The organism is Natronococcus jeotgali DSM 18795 (assembly GCF_000337695.1).
In the GTDB taxonomy this organism is placed as follows: domain Archaea; phylum Halobacteriota; class Halobacteria; order Halobacteriales; family Natrialbaceae; genus Natronococcus; species Natronococcus jeotgali.
Genome location: NZ_AOIA01000024.1, coordinates 56825 through 72291, shown reverse-complemented (window position 1 = coordinate 72291; position 15467 = coordinate 56825). Strand labels below are relative to the sequence as shown.

Here is a 15467-nt window from a genome sequence, read left to right as displayed (position 1 = left end):
GTTATCTGCGGGCGGTTCGATCAACCTACAGAGATAGTACTGCGAATTCAACCGAATATAGCGACTCCGAACGGAAAAGGGCCAGCGTTTCAGCTTCCAGTCCACCATGGGAACAGCGCCCGAAAACCCGAAACTGAGGGGTTTGTGAGCGCAGGGTTTTCGCTTAGCTGAATCGCTCTAACCCCGATTGCGCTCGACGTTTCCCGTCCGGATCGGCGATCCAGTCGGTCCGCTGATCCCGTTCGGCCTCGAGGTCGACGTCGGATGCCGGCGCGGGGTCGTAGCCGGGACAGCCGGCCCCGCAGTCGCTCCCGGCGTCGACGACCCGATCCGCCCACTCGCAGTACGGCAGCGTCGCGCCGCTCGAGTCGTCGGCTCGACAGCGCGCACAGCCGGGCAGCCCGTAGGTTCGCCACCCCTTGCCGTAGGCCCGTTCGGCCATCCGGCGACGGGTGCGGGCCTTCGCCTCGGGCGAGGCGACCGCGACGTCGGTTCGGCCGGGGTAGGTCTCGAGGGGCTCCACGCCGGGGTCGGCGACCGCCAGCGGCGTCGGTTCCCGGAGCACGTCGATCTCGCGGACCGCTCCGGCCTCGCGGTGAACGCGCCAGATACCGACCTCCTCGGGGATCCGATTGCGGTGGGCGCCGGTCACGTAGCTCTCCGTCGCCAGCACGACCTCGTCGACGACGCCGAGGCTGACGTCGGTTCGCAGCTGGCTCTCGAGATCCCCCGGCCGCCCGAGATCGGGCTTGTTCTCGATCCCGAGGAGGCGACCGTACCAGTCGGGATACCGGGCGACTTGCCGGACGTAGTCCCGACCGTTTCGGCGCTCGCGCTCGAAGAAGCCGACCTCGAGCGCGCGGTCGGTCGCTCGCCGGGCCCGCTTCGGGTGGCAGTCGAAGGCGTCCTTCCAGTACCGCGCGCGGCCGGAGCCGACGCGGGAGTCGATCGCCGCCACCGGGATCGACTCGGCCGTGATCCCCGCTCGATCCGCGAAGGCGGGGCGGGGCTCGACGCCGACGACGTCGAGGACGCGACCGCCCGGATCGGCGACGCCCGCGCCGAGCTGGCGGGCGTAGAGCCGATCGCTCCGGGCCTCGAGGGCGGCACACAGCTCGAGTTCGAACGCGAACTCGCTCACGGACACACCGACGGCCGACGGAAAGAAAAGGGGTCGGTTCGGTGCGACACAGTGTCACTCCAAACAACAGGATTAATCACCCTCCGGATCGAAGCCGGGCGGTGTATGGGGGTACTCGATGCACTGGGTGTTCGAGGCCGCGGCGAAACGACGCGCTACGAGTGCCGAAACTGCGGACGGGAGCTGACCGCCGACGCCGAGGCGTGTTCCGGCTGCGGCTCCGGGGAGATCGCACACTACGAGTTCTGATCGTCGCTCCGCAGTCTCGTTACTCCGAGCGCCCGCAGTTCGCGGCCCACCGCGAGCGAAACGCTGATTTACGAACGCCACAACCTCCCGGTGAGGAATGGCGAACCGGGACGACGTTTCCAGAGAACTCGCGGAGTGTTCGGACTGTGGCGCCGTTTACGCGGCCAGGCAGTGGCCGGACGGAACGATCAAGGCGATCGGCAGCGAGAGCTGTCGGTGTGGCTCGACGGAGTTCGAACTCGTAGAGAGCGACGAGGGTTCGGGGCTGTCGAACGAACCGCACGTCGACGGGGGATCGGCGTCGACCGACGACGCGGGGTGAGCAGCCCGGTTCGAGCGCGGCGTCGGCGCCGCTTGCCGCGATCGAAGACGGCGGGGATCGACGGCGCCGTCCTCGAGACGGAAACGGTCCGACCGCTCGGGACGCTTCGGCGGCGTGATACGCCCCGAGAACAGTAGGTTTATCAGTCGCACGGGGGAACTCCTACCTAAGATTACTCATCGTCTTATGGCAGGAACTCAACAACCGGAGGTGAACATCGGACTCGTCGGCCACGTCGATCACGGCAAGACGACGCTGGTGCAGGCACTCAGCGGATCGTGGACCGACCAGCACAGCGAGGAGATGAAACGCGGCATCTCGATCCGACTGGGGTACGCCGACGCGACGTTCCGGCACTGTCCCGATCTGGACGAACCCGAGCGCTACACCGTCGAGCAGGAGTGTGCGGACGGGTCGCCGAGCGAGCCGCTGCGTACCGTCTCGTTCGTCGACGCGCCCGGCCACGAGACCCTGATGGCGACGATGCTCTCGGGGGCTTCGCTGATGGACGGCGCGGTGCTGGTCGTCAGCGCAAACGAACCCGTCCCCCAGCCCCAGACCGAGGAGCACCTGATGGCGCTGGACATCATCGGGATCGACAACATCGTCATCGCCCAGAACAAGGTCGACCTCGTCGACGCCGAGCAGGCCCGACGGAACTACGAGGAGATCCAGGAGTTCGTCAGCGGCACCGTCGCCGAGGACGCTCCCGTCGTCCCCGTCTCGGCGGGCCAGGAGGTCAACCTCGACCTGCTGATCCAGGCGATCGAGGAGGAGATTCCCACGCCCGAGCGGGATCCCGAGACCGATCCTCGGATGCACGTCGCCCGGAGTTTCGACATCAACAAGCCCGGAACGACCGCCGAGAACCTCGCCGGCGGCGTCCTCGGCGGGAGCCTCATCCGGGGCGAACTCGAGGTCGGCGACGACCTCGAGATCCGTCCGGGACGGGAGGTCGAGGAGGGCGGTCAGACCGAGTACGTGCCGATCCAGACGACGGTCCGCTCGCTCCAGGCCGGCGGCGCCGACGCCGAGCGGGTCACCCCCGGCGGACTGCTCGGAGTCGGAACCGGGCTGGACCCGTCGCTGACGAAAGGCGACGCCCTCGCCGGACAGATCGCGGGCCCGCCGGGATCGCTGCCGCCGATCTGGGAGCAGTTCACGATGGACGTCGACCTGCTCGACCGCGTCGTCGGCAACGTCGAGGACGCGAGCCAGGAGGGCGACGCCGCGGCCGTCGACGAGATCAGCACCGGCGAGCCCCTGATGATGACCGTCGGAACGGCGACGACCGTCGGCGCGGTCACCAGCGCCCGCAGCGGGGAGTGCGAGGTCAAACTCAAACGCCCCGTCTCGGCCGAGCCGGGCTCGAAGATCGCGATCAATCGTCGGATCGGCGCCCGCTGGCGCCTGATCGGACTGGGAACGCTTCGGGAGTAACACGACAGCGAGTATGAGCACCCGGGTCGCCCTCGACACGAGCGCGTTGATGATGCCGGTCGAACTCGACGTCCGCCTGTTCGACGAACTCGAGCGGGTGATCGGGGCCGCCGAACTGGTGGCGCCCCAGCCCGTCATCGAGGAGCTCCGGCGGCTCTCGGAGAAAGGCGGCACCGAGGGGACCGCCGCCTCGGTCGGTCACGACCTGGCGACCGAACGCTGTCTCGTCATCGACACGGAGGAATCGTACGCCGACGACGCCCTGGTCGAGCTGGCCCGCGAGGGAAGCGTCGACTACGTCGTCACGAACGATCGCCCGCTGCGCGACCGGGTGCTCGAGGCGAGCATACCGGTACTTGCATTACGCGGGAGAAACAAGCTGGCAATCACTCAACCATAGATGTACAAACGGGTCAGACTAACGGATACGGTCGAAGTACCGCCGAAGGCGCTCGGTGACGTCTCGCCGAAGCTGGTCAAGCAACTGCTGCAGGACAAACTCGAGGGGCGCATGGACGAGGAGGTCGGCAGCGTCGTCTCGATCACGGAGGTCCACGACATCGGCGAGGGGGCCGTGCTCCCGAACCAGCCGGGGGTCTACTACGAGGCCGAGTTCGACGCCGTCACCTTCGATCCGGACATGCAGGAGGTCGTCGACGGCACGATCGTCGAGGTCGTCGAGTTCGGCGCCTTCGTCGGGATCGGCCCCGTCGACGGCCTGTTGCACGTCTCGCAGATCTCCGACGAGTACCTCGCCTTCGACGGCGAGAACCAGCAACTCGCTTCGAACGAGTCCAACCGCACGCTGGGAGTCGACGACGCCGTTCGAGCGCGCATCGTCACCAAGAGCATCGACGAGCGCAACCCCCGGGACTCGAAGATCGGTCTCACCGCGAAACAGCCCGGACTCGGCAAGCACGGCTGGCTCGAGGAGGACCACGAGAAGCGCGAAGCGGCCACGGGTGAGTAACGATGGCATCCGATCGACTCGTCTGTCGCGAGTGCCACCGGGTCAACGATCCCGACAGCGACACCTGCGATTCCTGTAACTCCTCCTCGCTGACCGAGGACTGGGCGGGCTACGTCGTCATCGCCCACCCCGAGGACAGCGAGATCGCCACGGAGATGCAGGTCACCGAACCCGGCGCGTACGCGCTGAAGGTCCGGTAACGTGGCTCGCGACGACGACGGCGACGACGCCCGCGCGGACGATCAGCTACTGGTTTTGCCCGACGAGTTGCGCCACGAACTCAAGGAGCCGATGGGGCCGATCGAGACCGACGCCGACGTCCTCCTCGAGGCGGTATCGGGGCCGCTGATCGCCGTCGGCGACGTCGTCACCTACCACCTCGTCCGCGCCGGCCGGGAGCCCGACGTCGCGCTCGTCGACGAGCGGACCAAACGCGAACTCGTCGAGGCGGAGATCCGCGAGACCGTCACCGAGCGGGTCAGCGTCGAGGCACGGAACCCGCCCGCCGAGCTCACCGCCGACGTCGTCGAGACGCTCCGGGAGAGCCTCGAGCGCGAGGAGCCGACGACGGTGCTGGTCGACGGCGAGGAGGACCTGGTCGTGCTCCCGGCGATCGTCGTCGCGCCCGACGGCGCCAGCGTCGTCTACGGCCAGCCCGACGAGGGGATGGTCCACGTCGTCGTCGACGACGAACTGCGTGCGGAGGCCCGGGCCCTGCTCGAGCGATTCGAGGGCGACCAGGAGCGGTTCTGGGAGCTGCTCGAGGAGTAGGCCGAACCGACGGGCGGCCTCGAGAGCCGAGGTCCTACAGAAAGCACTTGTAGCGGTGGGGACAGCCACCGCGTATGCCGTCCGCGACCGTACACCCCGAATTCCCGACCGCCGTTAGCGCCGCTCTCGTCGTCGGTCTCCTCGTGACCCTCGCGTACACCCTGTTGACCGGCCAGGTCTTCCTGGGGCTGTTCGTCGCGGGTACCGTCGGGATTTCCGCCTTCGTTCTGTTTTTGTTCTACCGGCTAGTCGTCGCCGTCGAGGAGATCGCCTACAGGCCGTAGGACGCTCGGTTGCGCTTCGACGCGGAGAACCGGGTCCGCTCGCAGGCGGTATCGGTTTCGGACGGCTCCCGTCGGCCCGAATCGCCTCGAGCCTGCCAGGCGTAGTACAGCGTCGCCACCCCGAACCCCAGCGCCCCGAAGACGTACGTCGTCTCGGAGAACAGGAGCGCCGACGTGCCCGCGAGAACGGCCAGCAGCCGGCGCTCGCGCTCGAGCATCCGTTCGTCGACCGCGCGTCCGGCTTGCGCACCTCGCGGTACTATCGGATAAAATAACTCTTGCCGTCGGAGATCGAGGACGCGGACGCGGCCGTCGCCCCGCCCGGCGAGCGACACTCGAGACCTTCTTACCGTCCGAGTGAGACGTAGGGAACATGTACGATTTCGTCGTCGTCGGCGTCGGTCCCGCCGGGGCGCGGTTCGCTCGCCGGGCGGCCGAGCGGGGCCACGACGTCCTCGCCCTCGAGCAGGGGACGATCGGCACGCCGCTTGCCTGCTCGGGCCACGTCAGTACGGATGTCTGGAGCGTGACGGGCGAGGGCGCCCGCGAGGAGTTGCTCCAGAACGAGATCTACGGCGCGCGCTTTCACGTCGGCGGTCCCCGCAGCGACGCCTACCCGTTCTACAAGCGCGAGGTCGCCTCGAACGTCATCGACCGCGTCGGGCTGGATCGCCACCTCGCCGATCTCGCTCGCGAGGCCGGGGCCGACGTCCGGGAACAGCGCTCGGTCACGAGCGTCACCGAACACCGCGACCGCGTCGAGGTCGTCGCGAGCGGTCCCGACGGTCCCGTCACCCACGAGGCGAAGATGGTCGCGGGCTGTGACGGCCCGCGCTCGAGGGTCCGCCAGGAGCTGAACCTCCCCGAACCCGACGAACTCCTCCACGGGGTGCTGGCCTTCTCGGAAGAGGCGGACCACCAGGACTTCGTCGACGTCCACCTCACGCCGCCGACGTTCTTCGCCTGGCGGATCCCCCGCGGCGAGGCCGGCGTCGAGTACGGCCTCGCGGCCCCGCCGGGCGTCGAGGTGACCAAACACTTCGAGGAGCTGATCGACGGCTACGAGATCGACGTCGCCCGCCGGTGTTCGGGCGCGATCCCGATCGGCCCCGCGGATCGGGTGACGAGCCGCCGGGCCTTCCTGATCGGCGACGCCGCGGCCCAGACCAAACCGTTCACCGGCGGCGGGATCCTCTACGGGACGACCGCAGCCGACCACGCGGCCCGCGAGATCGATCCCGACCGGCCGACCAGCCTCGCGGCCTACGAGCGCGCCTGGCGCGAGGACTTAGAACGCGACCAGCGCCTGGGCCACTGGATCCGCCGAGCGTACTCCCTGCCCGAACCCGTCCAGCGCCTGGGACTGAGCGCGCTGTCGGGAGAGATCGGCGTCCACATGGATCGGCCGACGTCGCTGGTCTCGCCGACCCACCTGAAGGCGATGTTCTCGCGGCTGCGACCGTGACTCCCGCGAGGCGTCGCTCGAGCGTGGTCTCCCGGAACCGCAGGCGACGAACCGAAGCCCCTCGTCACGAAACACTCGATCGATGACCGGACGGCTGGCAGCCATCGCCGCACTCGTCGCGAGCGCGCTCGAGCGACTGGGGGTCATCGACGCCGAGCGACTGCGCCCGACCGTCTCGCTGGCCTGGCCCCGAATCGTCACCGGTGCCGCGATCATGTCCAAGCAGACGGCCGACCTCGCGATGGTCGGGATCGCCGTCGGCACCGCCGGAACCGCCGGTCTGGCCTTCGCGCTGGCCTACTGGGAGATCGTGGCCATGCTCGGACTCGGGCTGGCGGGCGGCACCGTCAGCCTCGTCTCCCAGAACTACGGCGGCGAGGAGAGCGAGCGGGCGTCCCTGGTCGTCACGCAGAGCGTCGTGCTCGCCGCCGCGCTCTCCGCGCCGCTGGCGGTCGCGTTCCTCCTCGTCCCGGATCGGCTGATCGGGCTGTTCGACGCCGGCCCCGAGGCGCTCGTCCACGGCAGCACCTACCTCGTCTACGTCGCGCCGGCCGCCCTCTTCGAGATGCTGAACCTGATCGCCAGCCGAACCTACACCGGCGTCGGCGACACCTTCACGGAGATGGTAGCTCGAGCGGGCGGCGCGGTCCTCAACGTCGTCCTCAGCGCGGTCTTCATCTTCGGACTCGAGATGGAGGCCGCCGGGGCCGCGCTCGGCACCACGATCTCGACGGGGTTCGTCACGGTCGTCCTCGCGTGGGGGATGATCGGGCGCTCCTACGGCGTTCTCGGGATGGAGCCCAGCCCCGTCCCGATCGCCCTCGAGGGGCCCTGGCTCGAGGTCGGCGTGATCCGCGACCTCGTCGAGATCTCCATCCCCGAGATCGGACGCCGACTCGCCCAGGGGGTCGTCGTCTTCCCGCTGTTGTGGATCGCGGCCTCGTTCGGCCCGGTCGTCGTCACCGCCCTGGAGGTCGGCCGCCGCGTCCGCAGCCTGATCAACAGCGTCAACTGGGGCATGGGACTGGCCTCGAGTTCGCTGGTCGGTCAACACCTCGGCGCAAACGACGAAGAGGAGGCCGGCGCCTACGGCGAGGGGATCGTCCGGCTCTCGGTGGTCTGTTACGTCGGGATCGCCGGCGCCGTCGTCGCGTTCGCCGACCCGATCGCGGGGCTGTTCGTGAGCGAGCCCGCCGAAGTCTCGCTGGCCGCGACGTTCGTCGCCGTCGGCGCCGTCAGCGCGATCGGCCTCGGCGTCGACGGCGCCGCGGCGGGCGCGTTGCTCGGCGCGGGCGACACCCGGCTCCCGCTGGTCGCCTCGCTGATCGGTCGGTACGTCTTCGCGCTACCCGCGGCAGCGCTCGGGCTCGTCACCCCGTTCGGGGTCGGGGGGCTCTACCTCGCGTTCCTGCTCGAGACGTACGTACCGGGCGGGATCAACTACTGGCTGTTCCGGCGCGGGCGCTGGAAGGCCGTCAGCCGGCGGTACCGTCCCGACGCCGAAGCGAGCTGAAAACTGGAACCGCTACGCGAAGTCCTCGAGCGTCGGGCGCTCGAGGTCGCCCGGGAACTCCTCGACGGGGGTCTGAAGCTGGTCGCCGGTCTCCATGTCCTTGATCGTCACCTCGTCGTTCGCCAGATCCTGCTCGCCGACGATAACGACCGTCTCGGCGTTGATCGAGTCCGCGTAGTCGAGCTGCGCGCCGAACGAACGGCCGGCGACGTCGGTCTCGACGACGTGACCTCGATCGCGCAGTTCGCGGGTGATGCGGGCGGCCTCGGCGCGGGTGTCGCCGACCTGCAACACGTAGTAGTCGGTGGTCACCGCCTCCTCGGGCCAGACGCCGGCACGCTGACAGAGTAGCGACAGCGTCGCGTGGCCGGGCGCGACCCCGACCGCGGGCGTGGGCTGGCCCCCGAAACTCTCGATGAGGTCGTCGTAACGGCCCCCGCCGAAGATCGACCGGGAGACCTCGCCCGTCGAGTCGAAGCACTCGAAGACGACGCCCGTATAGTAGTCTAGACCACGGGCCGTCTCGAGCGAGATCGTACAGTGCTCTCGGGCGCCGAAGTCCTCGGCCGCCGAGAGGACGTTCCGGAGGTTCTCGACGGCCGCCGTCACGCGCTCGGTGTCGGCGAACGATTCGACGGCCTCGAGGTCGCCCCCCGCGATCAGGTCGTCGAACTCGGCGGCCTGGTCGTAGGTCAGCCCCGCTTCCGCGAGCAGGTCGTGGTACTCGGCGGTCGAGATCTTGCCGGACTTGTCGACCGCCCGGATCGCCTCGGTCGTCTCGACGTCGGCCTCGTAGCTCTCGAGGACGCCGCCGAGGATGTCGCGGTGGGAGATCCGGAACTCGAAGTGCTCCTCGGTGAGTCCGAGGTCGGTCAGGGCGTCGGCGGCCCACGCGAGGATCTCGGCGTCGGCCTCGGGCTCCGAGGAGCCGAAGATGTCGACGTTGGTCTGGTAGAACTCCCGCTGGCGACCCTGCTGGACCTGCTCGTAGCGCCAGAACGGGCGCGTCGAGAACCACTTGATCGGCTTCGACAGTTCCTGTTGTTTGGCGACGACCATCCGCGCGACCGTCGGGGTCAACTCGGGGGTCAACGCGACGTGGCGCCCGCCCTGGTCCTCGAATGCGTACAGTTCCTCGACGATCTCGTCGCCGCTCTTGTCGGTCCACATCGCCGCGCGCTCGAGCGCGGGCGTGCCGATCTCGCGGAAGCCGTACCGGCGGGCGGCGTCCTCGATCGTGTCGGTGGTCGCCCGCCTGGCGGCCATCTCGCCGGGATAGAAGTCACGAAACCCCTTGATGCCGTCGTACATACCCCATCGTTCGGCGACGGCGACCTTCTAACCTTTCGTTTGGGCGCCCGACCGCTCGAGCTCGAAACCGCCGTCGAGACGCGCGCGATCGTCCGCCGAGCGGGCGGAGCCATTTATACCGCGACGGTGAAGGCGTCGTATGCCTCCACGGATCGATCGGACTCCCTCCGAGACGCTCGGCGACGGCGAGTGGCGGGAGCTTGGTCTTGCCGTCGGCTTCTGCGAACTCGTCGGCGTCGTCCCCGGGCTGTTGACCGCCGAGGACGTGAACGAGTGGTATCCGACCCTCGAGAAGCCGCCGCGAACGCCGCCTGGCTGGGTGTTTCCGCCCGTCTGGACCGCACTGTTCGCGACGATGGGGGTCGCGTGGCACCTGATCCGTCGGGAGCGAACCGCGAGCCCGAGGCGAAAACGACGCGCCGAGCGGACGTTCCTCCTGCAGCTCGCGTTGAACGCCCTCTGGTCGCTCGTCTTCTTCGGTCGACGGTCGATCCTCGGCGGGCTCGTCGTCGTCGCGTTGCTCGGGCCAGCGATCGCTGCGACGATCGTCGCGTTCGCTCGCATCGATCGCCGGGCGGCGCTGTTGCTGGTACCGTACCTGTGCTGGGTCGCGTTCGCGACGGCGCTGAACTACGGGCTCTGGAAACGCAACCGCGATCGGTGACGCGGGGACTCGCTCATCTGACGCCCGTCACGTACGTCTGTTCGTGGTCCGGAAACAGCTCTTCGATCGCCCCGGGACCGTCCTCCGCGGCGATGAGCGCGCGCAGCTCCCCCTCGTAGTCCGCGCGGTCGATCGACTCGCTCGGACCCGCGGTCACCTCGAGGCGGTCCTCGACGAGCCGGTCGACCGCGGTGCGGCCGAACCCCGACAGCGGCGCCACGTAGTCGACGCCGTGGCGGTCCTCGAGGCTCTGGGCCTGGGCCCGCGAGACGGTCGGCACGCGGTCGTCCCGACGGGTGCCGTCGGCGACCGCGTCGAACCGGTCCTCGGCGAGGGACTCGAGGGCCTGCTGGTGGACATGTTGAATCCCGTTGCGGGGAAAGCCGTCCTCGCGGATCCGATCGACAGCCTCGCGGGCGACGTCGCGCTCGAGCTCGAGCCGTTCGAACTCGAAGCCGGCGCTCGCGGCGGTCTCGCGGGCGTGTTTCCAGTCGTCGCTGACGCCGAAACTGACCGTCACGAGCGTCACGTCGTAAAACTCATCGAGGACCAGTGCCGCGAGCGTCGAATCCTTCCCCCCGCTGTAGAGCAGTCCGAGCTCCATCACCGGCGCTTGATGTCGAAGCTCTTCGAGTCGGGTTTGAGCTCCTGGAGGAGCTGTTTCATCTTCTCGTCGTCGATCTTCCCCTGGATGCGTCCGCTGCGGGCCAGCGCGATCACCTGCTGTTCGACCTGTTCGCCGAACTGCTCCTTGCTCATCTTGACCGTGTTGAGCCGCTTGCGAGCGTCGTCGGTCAGGTGCTGGCGGAGCAGCGCCTGCTTCTGGGCTTCGGCCTGCTGCTGGGCGGCCTCCCGGTTGGCCTGGTCGGCCTCGCCGCCCTCGGCGCGGTCCTGAAGCTGTTCCATCTTCTTCTGTCGGAGCTCCTCGAGTTTCTCGTCGTCTGGTGAGCCGCTCATAGCTATGGTAGACCGTTGCTCGGGAACGCGGAAAATGATTACGGACGCTCCGTGCGAGCGCCGTCGCTGGTCGGCCAACGGCGCGAAAACGGTCCGTCGAACTCGGCTCTACGCGTAGCGCTCGAGCTCCGGGCGGTCGAGCTCCTCGAGAACCTGGCCGGCGGTGTCGTCGAGCAGGCTCCGGCCGTCGGCGGTGATGCGGCGCCCCTCTCCCTCGGCGGTCTCGACGAGGTCCTCCTCCTCGAGCTGCTGGAGGATCGTTCGGATCACGTTCTTCGAGCCGTCGGTGCGACGGTCGGGCGCGACGCGGTAGCGGTTCGTGCCGCCTTTGGTGCCGCCGTACTCCGTCGAGAGGCGCTCGACGCCGATCGGGCCGCGATCGGCGACCTTTCGCAGGAGGCTCGCGGCGCGAGTTGCCCAGAAGTCCTCCTGTTCGGGCGGCAGTTCGCGGTCGACGCCGGTTTTGGCGAACTGGCCCCAGTCGGGTTCGTCGAGTCGGTCCTCGAGGTCCTCGGCGAGCGCCTCGATGAGGTCGTCCGCCGGAACGTCGTACATCGTAGCCATTGGCGTTGGGTTCCCCGCCGCGGCATTTAAGACCATCGTCTTTCCCCGAGCTCGACCCCGAGCGCCGTCCTCGCCGCCGGACGCGGTCCGGACCGTTTTTCGTTCTGGCCCCGAAACGCCGGGTATGGACGAGCGCGCCGCACTGGCGCTGTTGGAGGGGGAACTCCACCCGGCCGGCGACGACGCGGCGGTCGTCGACGGGCTGGTCGTGACCACGGATATGCTCCACGAGCGAACGGACTTTCCGTCGGGGACGACCCGCTACACGGCCGGCTGGCGGTCGGTCGGCGCCTCGCTGTCGGACGTCGCCGCGATGGGGGCTTCGGCGACGGCCGCGGTCGCCGCCTACGCAGCCCCCGAGTTCCGCGAGGAAGAGCTGCTCGCGTTCGTTCGCGGCGCGCGGGACGTCTGCAAGGGGGTCGACGGCGAGTACGTCGGCGGCGACCTCGACGGCCACGACGAGTTCACCGTCGCGACGACCGCGATCGGCCGGACCGACGACCCCGTTCCGCGAAGCGGCGCCCGCCCGGGCGACGCGGTCTGTGTCACCGGAACGCTCGGACGGAGCGCGGCCGCCCTCGAGCTGTTTCGACGAGGTGCCCGCGAGGACGACCCGGACGCCCGCGAGCGCGCCAACGAGCTGTTCCGGTTCGAGCCTCGGATCGCGGCGGGGCGGGCGCTGGCCCCGCACGCGACCGCGATGATGGACTCGAGCGACGGGCTCGCGCGGTCGCTCCACCAGCTCGCGGAAGCGAGCGACTGCGGATTCGCGGTCGACGCCGCGGACGTGCCGATCGACGACGCCGTGCGATCGGTCTCGGAGAGCGAGGCAGAAGCGCTCGAGCGCGCGACGACGTTCGGCGAGGACTTCGAACTCGTCGCCACGCTTCCCGAAGCGGAGCTCGAGGCGGTTCGGGAGGCCGTCGACGTCCCCCTCTCGCGGGTCGGGACCGTCGTCGAGTCCGACGACGGCATCACCGTCGACGACGAGGCGCTCGCGGACCGAGGGTACACTCACGGCGAGGACTAATCACTGAACGATGGCGACGGGAACCGGCATGAAACACAGCGCGCCGAGGCCGAACGTGACGACGCCGAGCAGGAACCGGCCGGGGTCGAGGCGCTCGTCCCTGATCGGGCTCGCCGGCCCGACCGAGGCAAGCACCGCGGTGAAGATCCCCCAGAACACCCAGATGAACACCGTGTTGCCGCTGTGGTCGCCCACGTAGTAGAGGTAGGCGGCGAGGCCGAACAGCGCGCCCGGCACCAGCGCCGCGATCGTCTCCTGGAGGCGACCCGCCATCGCCCGGAGGATGTGCCCGCCGTCGAGCTGCCCGACCGGGATCAGGTTGAGGAAGGTGACGAACATCCCGACCCAGCCCCCGATGACGACGGGGTTGACGGCCGTCGCCGGATCGTCCCTGTACAGCGGCTGGTCGAAAGCGACCGCGAGCCACTCGAGCAACGGCGGGTAGCCGAGATCGATCCGGATCGCGTTCGGATCCGCGACGACGGATTCGGGTGCGGTGACCGGCGGCAAATGGAGCCCGACGACCGTGACGACGACCGTCGCAACCAGCCCCGCTAGCGGTCCGGCGACGCCGATGTCGAACAGCGCCTTCCGATCGGGCATTCGCCCTTTCATCTTGATCACGGCGCCCATCGTCCCGATGAGCGTCGGTACCGGGATGAAGTAGGGAAGGGAAGCGTCGACTCCGTGGTAACGACTCAACACGTAGTGTCCCATCTCGTGAACCCCGAGAACGCTCAGGATCGCGACCATGAACGGCCAGGCATCCACCATCGCCAGCGGATCCGCGAACGGGTCGATGTGATACCACATCGATCCGGCGAACAGCGTCGAACCCACCGTCGCGAGCAATAGGAGGACGTTCGTCCAGGGGATTCCGTCGATCCCGACGGTCCGCGGCTCGGCGACGAGGGCGTACTCGCCGTGGCGTCTGGTCAGCTCGAGGTCGTAACCGCCCTCTCGAAAGACCGGCCACAGCTCCCGCATCAGCGGCTCGGGGGCGACCAGCGGATCGCCGTAGTAGACGAGCTGATCGTCCTCTCGTCGGGTTTCGTAGACCGCAAACACGGACTCGATTCGCTCGAGCGGCGGTCCGTCGTCGAGGGTAGCGGTTCGGCCGCTCGCCGTCCCATCGCCGGACGGATCGGCGTCGTCCATCGTCCGAAGTCAGCGGCTGCTCGTATAAATCGGCTTCCCTCCCGCGATCCGTCTCGAAAGAAGTGAGTGACCCCGCGTCCCGAGACAGTCGACGGAACGCGGACGCAGTCGCAATCGTGTGATCAGGGGGGTGCCGCGCCGGACGACCCCAGTCGTGCCGGCGCGGGAGGGATCGGTTCCGTCGAGAGCCGACAGCTCAGACGGCTTCCACGCGCCAGGTCGTCGCGCTCGTGTACGACCACTTCTCGACCTCGAGATCGGTCGCGGAGTCGGCGAGTTTGACCATCAACGCGCCGATCTCCTTCGGGGACATGTCGACATCGTCCGCGATGAACTTCCCCTTGAAGTACAGTTCCCCGTCTTCGGCTCGCTCGCGCAGGTAGTTTTTCAGCCGCCGTTCTTTGCTTTCCGTGGAGGGTTGGGCTGTCGTGCTCATCGACATCACTCAGTTTCAACCGGTATATGTTATAAAGGAAGGACGATTAGCGAGATTTCAATTGCGTTCAAAGTAGCGTGAAATAATGTGGCCGATGGAGTCTTTTTTGAAACCGTTTACAAGCGGTTAATAATAGCTTAGACAATTTATAACCCTCTCTAACTTATTATTCCGCACTACTCTATAAGGAATTAATTAATTATAGTATTAGTTGACTATTTTGAATTTACTTGCTATGGCAGGCCCATTAGCTGCCCCCCGTATCGATCGGTCCGGATCGATCGACGCGATCAGGTTCGCTCGTGTACCCAGAACTCGTCCTCGACGGTCACTTCCTTCTTGAACAGCGGCACCTCGTCCTTCAGGCGGTTGATCCCGTCCTCGACCGTTCGGAACGCCTCCTCGCGGTGACCCGCGAGGACGACGACGAAGACGATGTCCTCCCCGTCTCCGACGACGCCGGTGCGGTGGTAGAGCTCGACGTCGAACACGCCCTCTCTGGCCTCGAGGTCGCGTTCGAGGGCGGCCATCCGCTCCTCGGCGACCCCCTCGTACTTCTCGAACTCGAGGTACTCGGTGCGCGCGTCGTCGGGATCGTCCCTCGCCCGCACCCGCCCGGTAAAGGTCGCGATCGCGCCCGCGCGGTCGGCTCGCGGAGACCGCTTGACCCGCGCGACGAGCGACTCGAGGGTCTCGTAGGGCTCTTCGGCCTCGAGAGCCTCGACCAGCGAATCCTCCTCGAGGTCGGCGGGCCCGGAGACGGTCGCGAGGACGTTCTCGTCGGTCTCCGAGGGGTCGCCGACGACGAGTGTCGGGTACCGTAACCGAGGGACGCCGACGACGACGGCGTACTCGCAGTCGGTCGAAAGCGCCTCGAGCGCGTCGGCGACCGACATCCCGGTTCCCGAGGCGGTCCAGTCGCCGTCGGCGCCGAGCCCGTAGGTGACGTCGCCGCCGATCGTCAGCGACTCCTGGGTGCCGTCGGCGATCGTCGCGTCGTACCGGACGACGCCGACCCGTCCCTCCCGGGAGAGCCGATCGACGACCCGGTCGACGACCCGCTCGAGGGCCTCGTCGCTCGTCCCGCGGTTCAGACAGCCGAGTACGTACATGTCGGAGGATTGGGCCGGTTCCGGTTTGTAGCTGTCGCCGTCGCGGGGGCGGTCTTTGTGTCTGCGGCGCGAACGAGCGC

The 15467-nt window shown here is 68.2% G+C and carries 21 protein-coding genes; 12 read left to right on the top strand and 9 right to left on the bottom strand.

The features are described from left to right. Positions 1–163: 163 nt before the first annotated feature. Positions 164–1147: a DUF5787 family protein gene (locus C492_RS03520; RefSeq protein ID WP_008420528.1), complete on the bottom strand. Its 984-nt coding sequence runs from the start codon at positions 1145–1147 to the stop codon at positions 164–166. 99 nt (positions 1148–1246) lie between these two features. Between C492_RS03520 and C492_RS24435 the strand changes: the two genes are divergently transcribed. The 8 genes from C492_RS24435 (at position 1247) to C492_RS03485 (ending at position 5177) form a co-directional block, all read left to right on the top strand. Next, on the top strand, positions 1247–1390 hold the full coding sequence (locus C492_RS24435; RefSeq protein WP_008420527.1) for a hypothetical protein: 144 nt from the start codon (positions 1247–1249) through the stop codon (positions 1388–1390). 97 nt (positions 1391–1487) lie between these two features. After that, complete coding sequence (locus tag C492_RS03515; protein WP_008420526.1) at positions 1488–1712, top strand: hypothetical protein; 225 nt, start codon at positions 1488–1490, stop codon at positions 1710–1712. A gap of 186 nt (positions 1713–1898) precedes the next feature. Continuing rightward, a complete protein-coding gene (locus C492_RS03510) occupies positions 1899–3152 on the top strand; it encodes a translation initiation factor IF-2 subunit gamma (protein WP_008420525.1) in 1254 nt (417 codons plus the stop codon). 13 nt (positions 3153–3165) lie between these two features. Beyond that, entirely contained in the window at positions 3166–3552 is a 387-nt protein-coding gene (locus C492_RS03505; protein ID WP_008420524.1) for a PIN domain-containing protein, read from the top strand. Next, positions 3553–4122, top strand: coding sequence for a DNA-directed RNA polymerase (locus C492_RS03500; RefSeq protein ID WP_008420522.1), 570 nt, complete (start codon positions 3553–3555; stop codon positions 4120–4122). Between the two features lie 2 nt (positions 4123–4124). Continuing rightward, positions 4125–4322, top strand: coding sequence for a transcription elongation factor subunit Spt4 (gene spt4 / locus C492_RS03495; RefSeq protein ID WP_008420521.1), 198 nt, complete (start codon positions 4125–4127; stop codon positions 4320–4322). A gap of 1 nt (position 4323) precedes the next feature. After that, positions 4324–4893 carry a GTP-dependent dephospho-CoA kinase family protein gene (locus tag C492_RS03490; protein ID WP_008420519.1) on the top strand — a complete coding sequence of 190 codons (570 nt, stop codon included), beginning with the start codon at positions 4324–4326 and terminating at the stop codon, positions 4891–4893. A gap of 74 nt (positions 4894–4967) precedes the next feature. Then, entirely contained in the window at positions 4968–5177 is a 210-nt protein-coding gene (locus C492_RS03485; protein WP_008420518.1) for a hypothetical protein, read from the top strand. Here the strand turns inward: C492_RS03485 and C492_RS03480 are convergent. Then, on the bottom strand, positions 5165–5512 hold the full coding sequence (locus C492_RS03480) for a hypothetical protein (protein WP_152424792.1): 348 nt from the start codon (positions 5510–5512) through the stop codon (positions 5165–5167). The genes C492_RS03485 and C492_RS03480 overlap by 13 nt on opposite strands. A 38-nt stretch (positions 5513–5550) precedes the next feature. On the opposite strand from C492_RS03480, the gene C492_RS03475 reads away from it, so the two are divergent. Beyond that, positions 5551–6642 carry a geranylgeranyl reductase family protein gene (locus C492_RS03475; protein ID WP_008420514.1) on the top strand — a complete coding sequence of 364 codons (1092 nt, stop codon included), beginning with the start codon at positions 5551–5553 and terminating at the stop codon, positions 6640–6642. Positions 6643–6724: 82 nt separating this feature from the next. Further along, positions 6725–8155: an MATE family efflux transporter gene (locus C492_RS03470; protein ID WP_008420512.1), complete on the top strand. Its 1431-nt coding sequence runs from the start codon at positions 6725–6727 to the stop codon at positions 8153–8155. Positions 8156–8167: 12 nt separating this feature from the next. Here C492_RS03470 and hisS read toward each other — a convergent pair whose 3' ends face one another. Continuing rightward, a complete protein-coding gene (hisS, locus tag C492_RS03465) occupies positions 8168–9466 on the bottom strand; it encodes a histidine--tRNA ligase (RefSeq protein ID WP_008420511.1) in 1299 nt (432 codons plus the stop codon). 139 nt (positions 9467–9605) lie between these two features. On the opposite strand from hisS, the gene C492_RS03460 reads away from it, so the two are divergent. Further along, complete coding sequence (locus C492_RS03460; RefSeq protein ID WP_008420509.1) at positions 9606–10130, top strand: TspO/MBR family protein; 525 nt, start codon at positions 9606–9608, stop codon at positions 10128–10130. A gap of 13 nt (positions 10131–10143) precedes the next feature. Here C492_RS03460 and C492_RS03455 read toward each other — a convergent pair whose 3' ends face one another. From C492_RS03455 to C492_RS03445, 3 genes are all read right to left on the bottom strand, one after another. Beyond that, complete coding sequence (locus C492_RS03455; protein WP_008420506.1) at positions 10144–10734, bottom strand: DUF7411 family protein; 591 nt, start codon at positions 10732–10734, stop codon at positions 10144–10146. After that, positions 10734–11087, bottom strand: a complete 354-nt coding sequence (locus tag C492_RS03450) for a DNA-binding protein (RefSeq protein WP_008420505.1) — start codon at positions 11085–11087, stop codon at positions 10734–10736. Before C492_RS03450 ends, C492_RS03455 begins: the two co-directional genes overlap by 1 nt. A gap of 108 nt (positions 11088–11195) precedes the next feature. After that, positions 11196–11651 carry a 30S ribosomal protein S19e gene (locus C492_RS03445; protein ID WP_008420503.1) on the bottom strand — a complete coding sequence of 152 codons (456 nt, stop codon included), beginning with the start codon at positions 11649–11651 and terminating at the stop codon, positions 11196–11198. Between the two features lie 124 nt (positions 11652–11775). Between C492_RS03445 and thiL the strand changes: the two genes are divergently transcribed. Further along, entirely contained in the window at positions 11776–12681 is a 906-nt protein-coding gene (gene thiL / locus C492_RS03440) for a thiamine-phosphate kinase (protein WP_008420501.1), read from the top strand. Here thiL and C492_RS03435 read toward each other — a convergent pair whose 3' ends face one another. The 3 genes from C492_RS03435 to C492_RS03425 form a co-directional block, all read right to left on the bottom strand. Next, the gene (locus C492_RS03435; protein WP_008420499.1) at positions 12682–13839 is read right to left on the bottom strand and encodes a site-2 protease family protein; all 1158 of its coding nucleotides are present in this window, start codon (positions 13837–13839) and stop codon (positions 12682–12684) included. 196 nt (positions 13840–14035) lie between these two features. Next, complete coding sequence (locus C492_RS03430; protein WP_008420498.1) at positions 14036–14281, bottom strand: DUF7123 family protein; 246 nt, start codon at positions 14279–14281, stop codon at positions 14036–14038. 284 nt (positions 14282–14565) lie between these two features. Further along, on the bottom strand, positions 14566–15387 hold the full coding sequence (locus tag C492_RS03425) for a molybdopterin synthase (protein ID WP_008420496.1): 822 nt from the start codon (positions 15385–15387) through the stop codon (positions 14566–14568). Positions 15388–15467 lie beyond the last annotated feature (80 nt).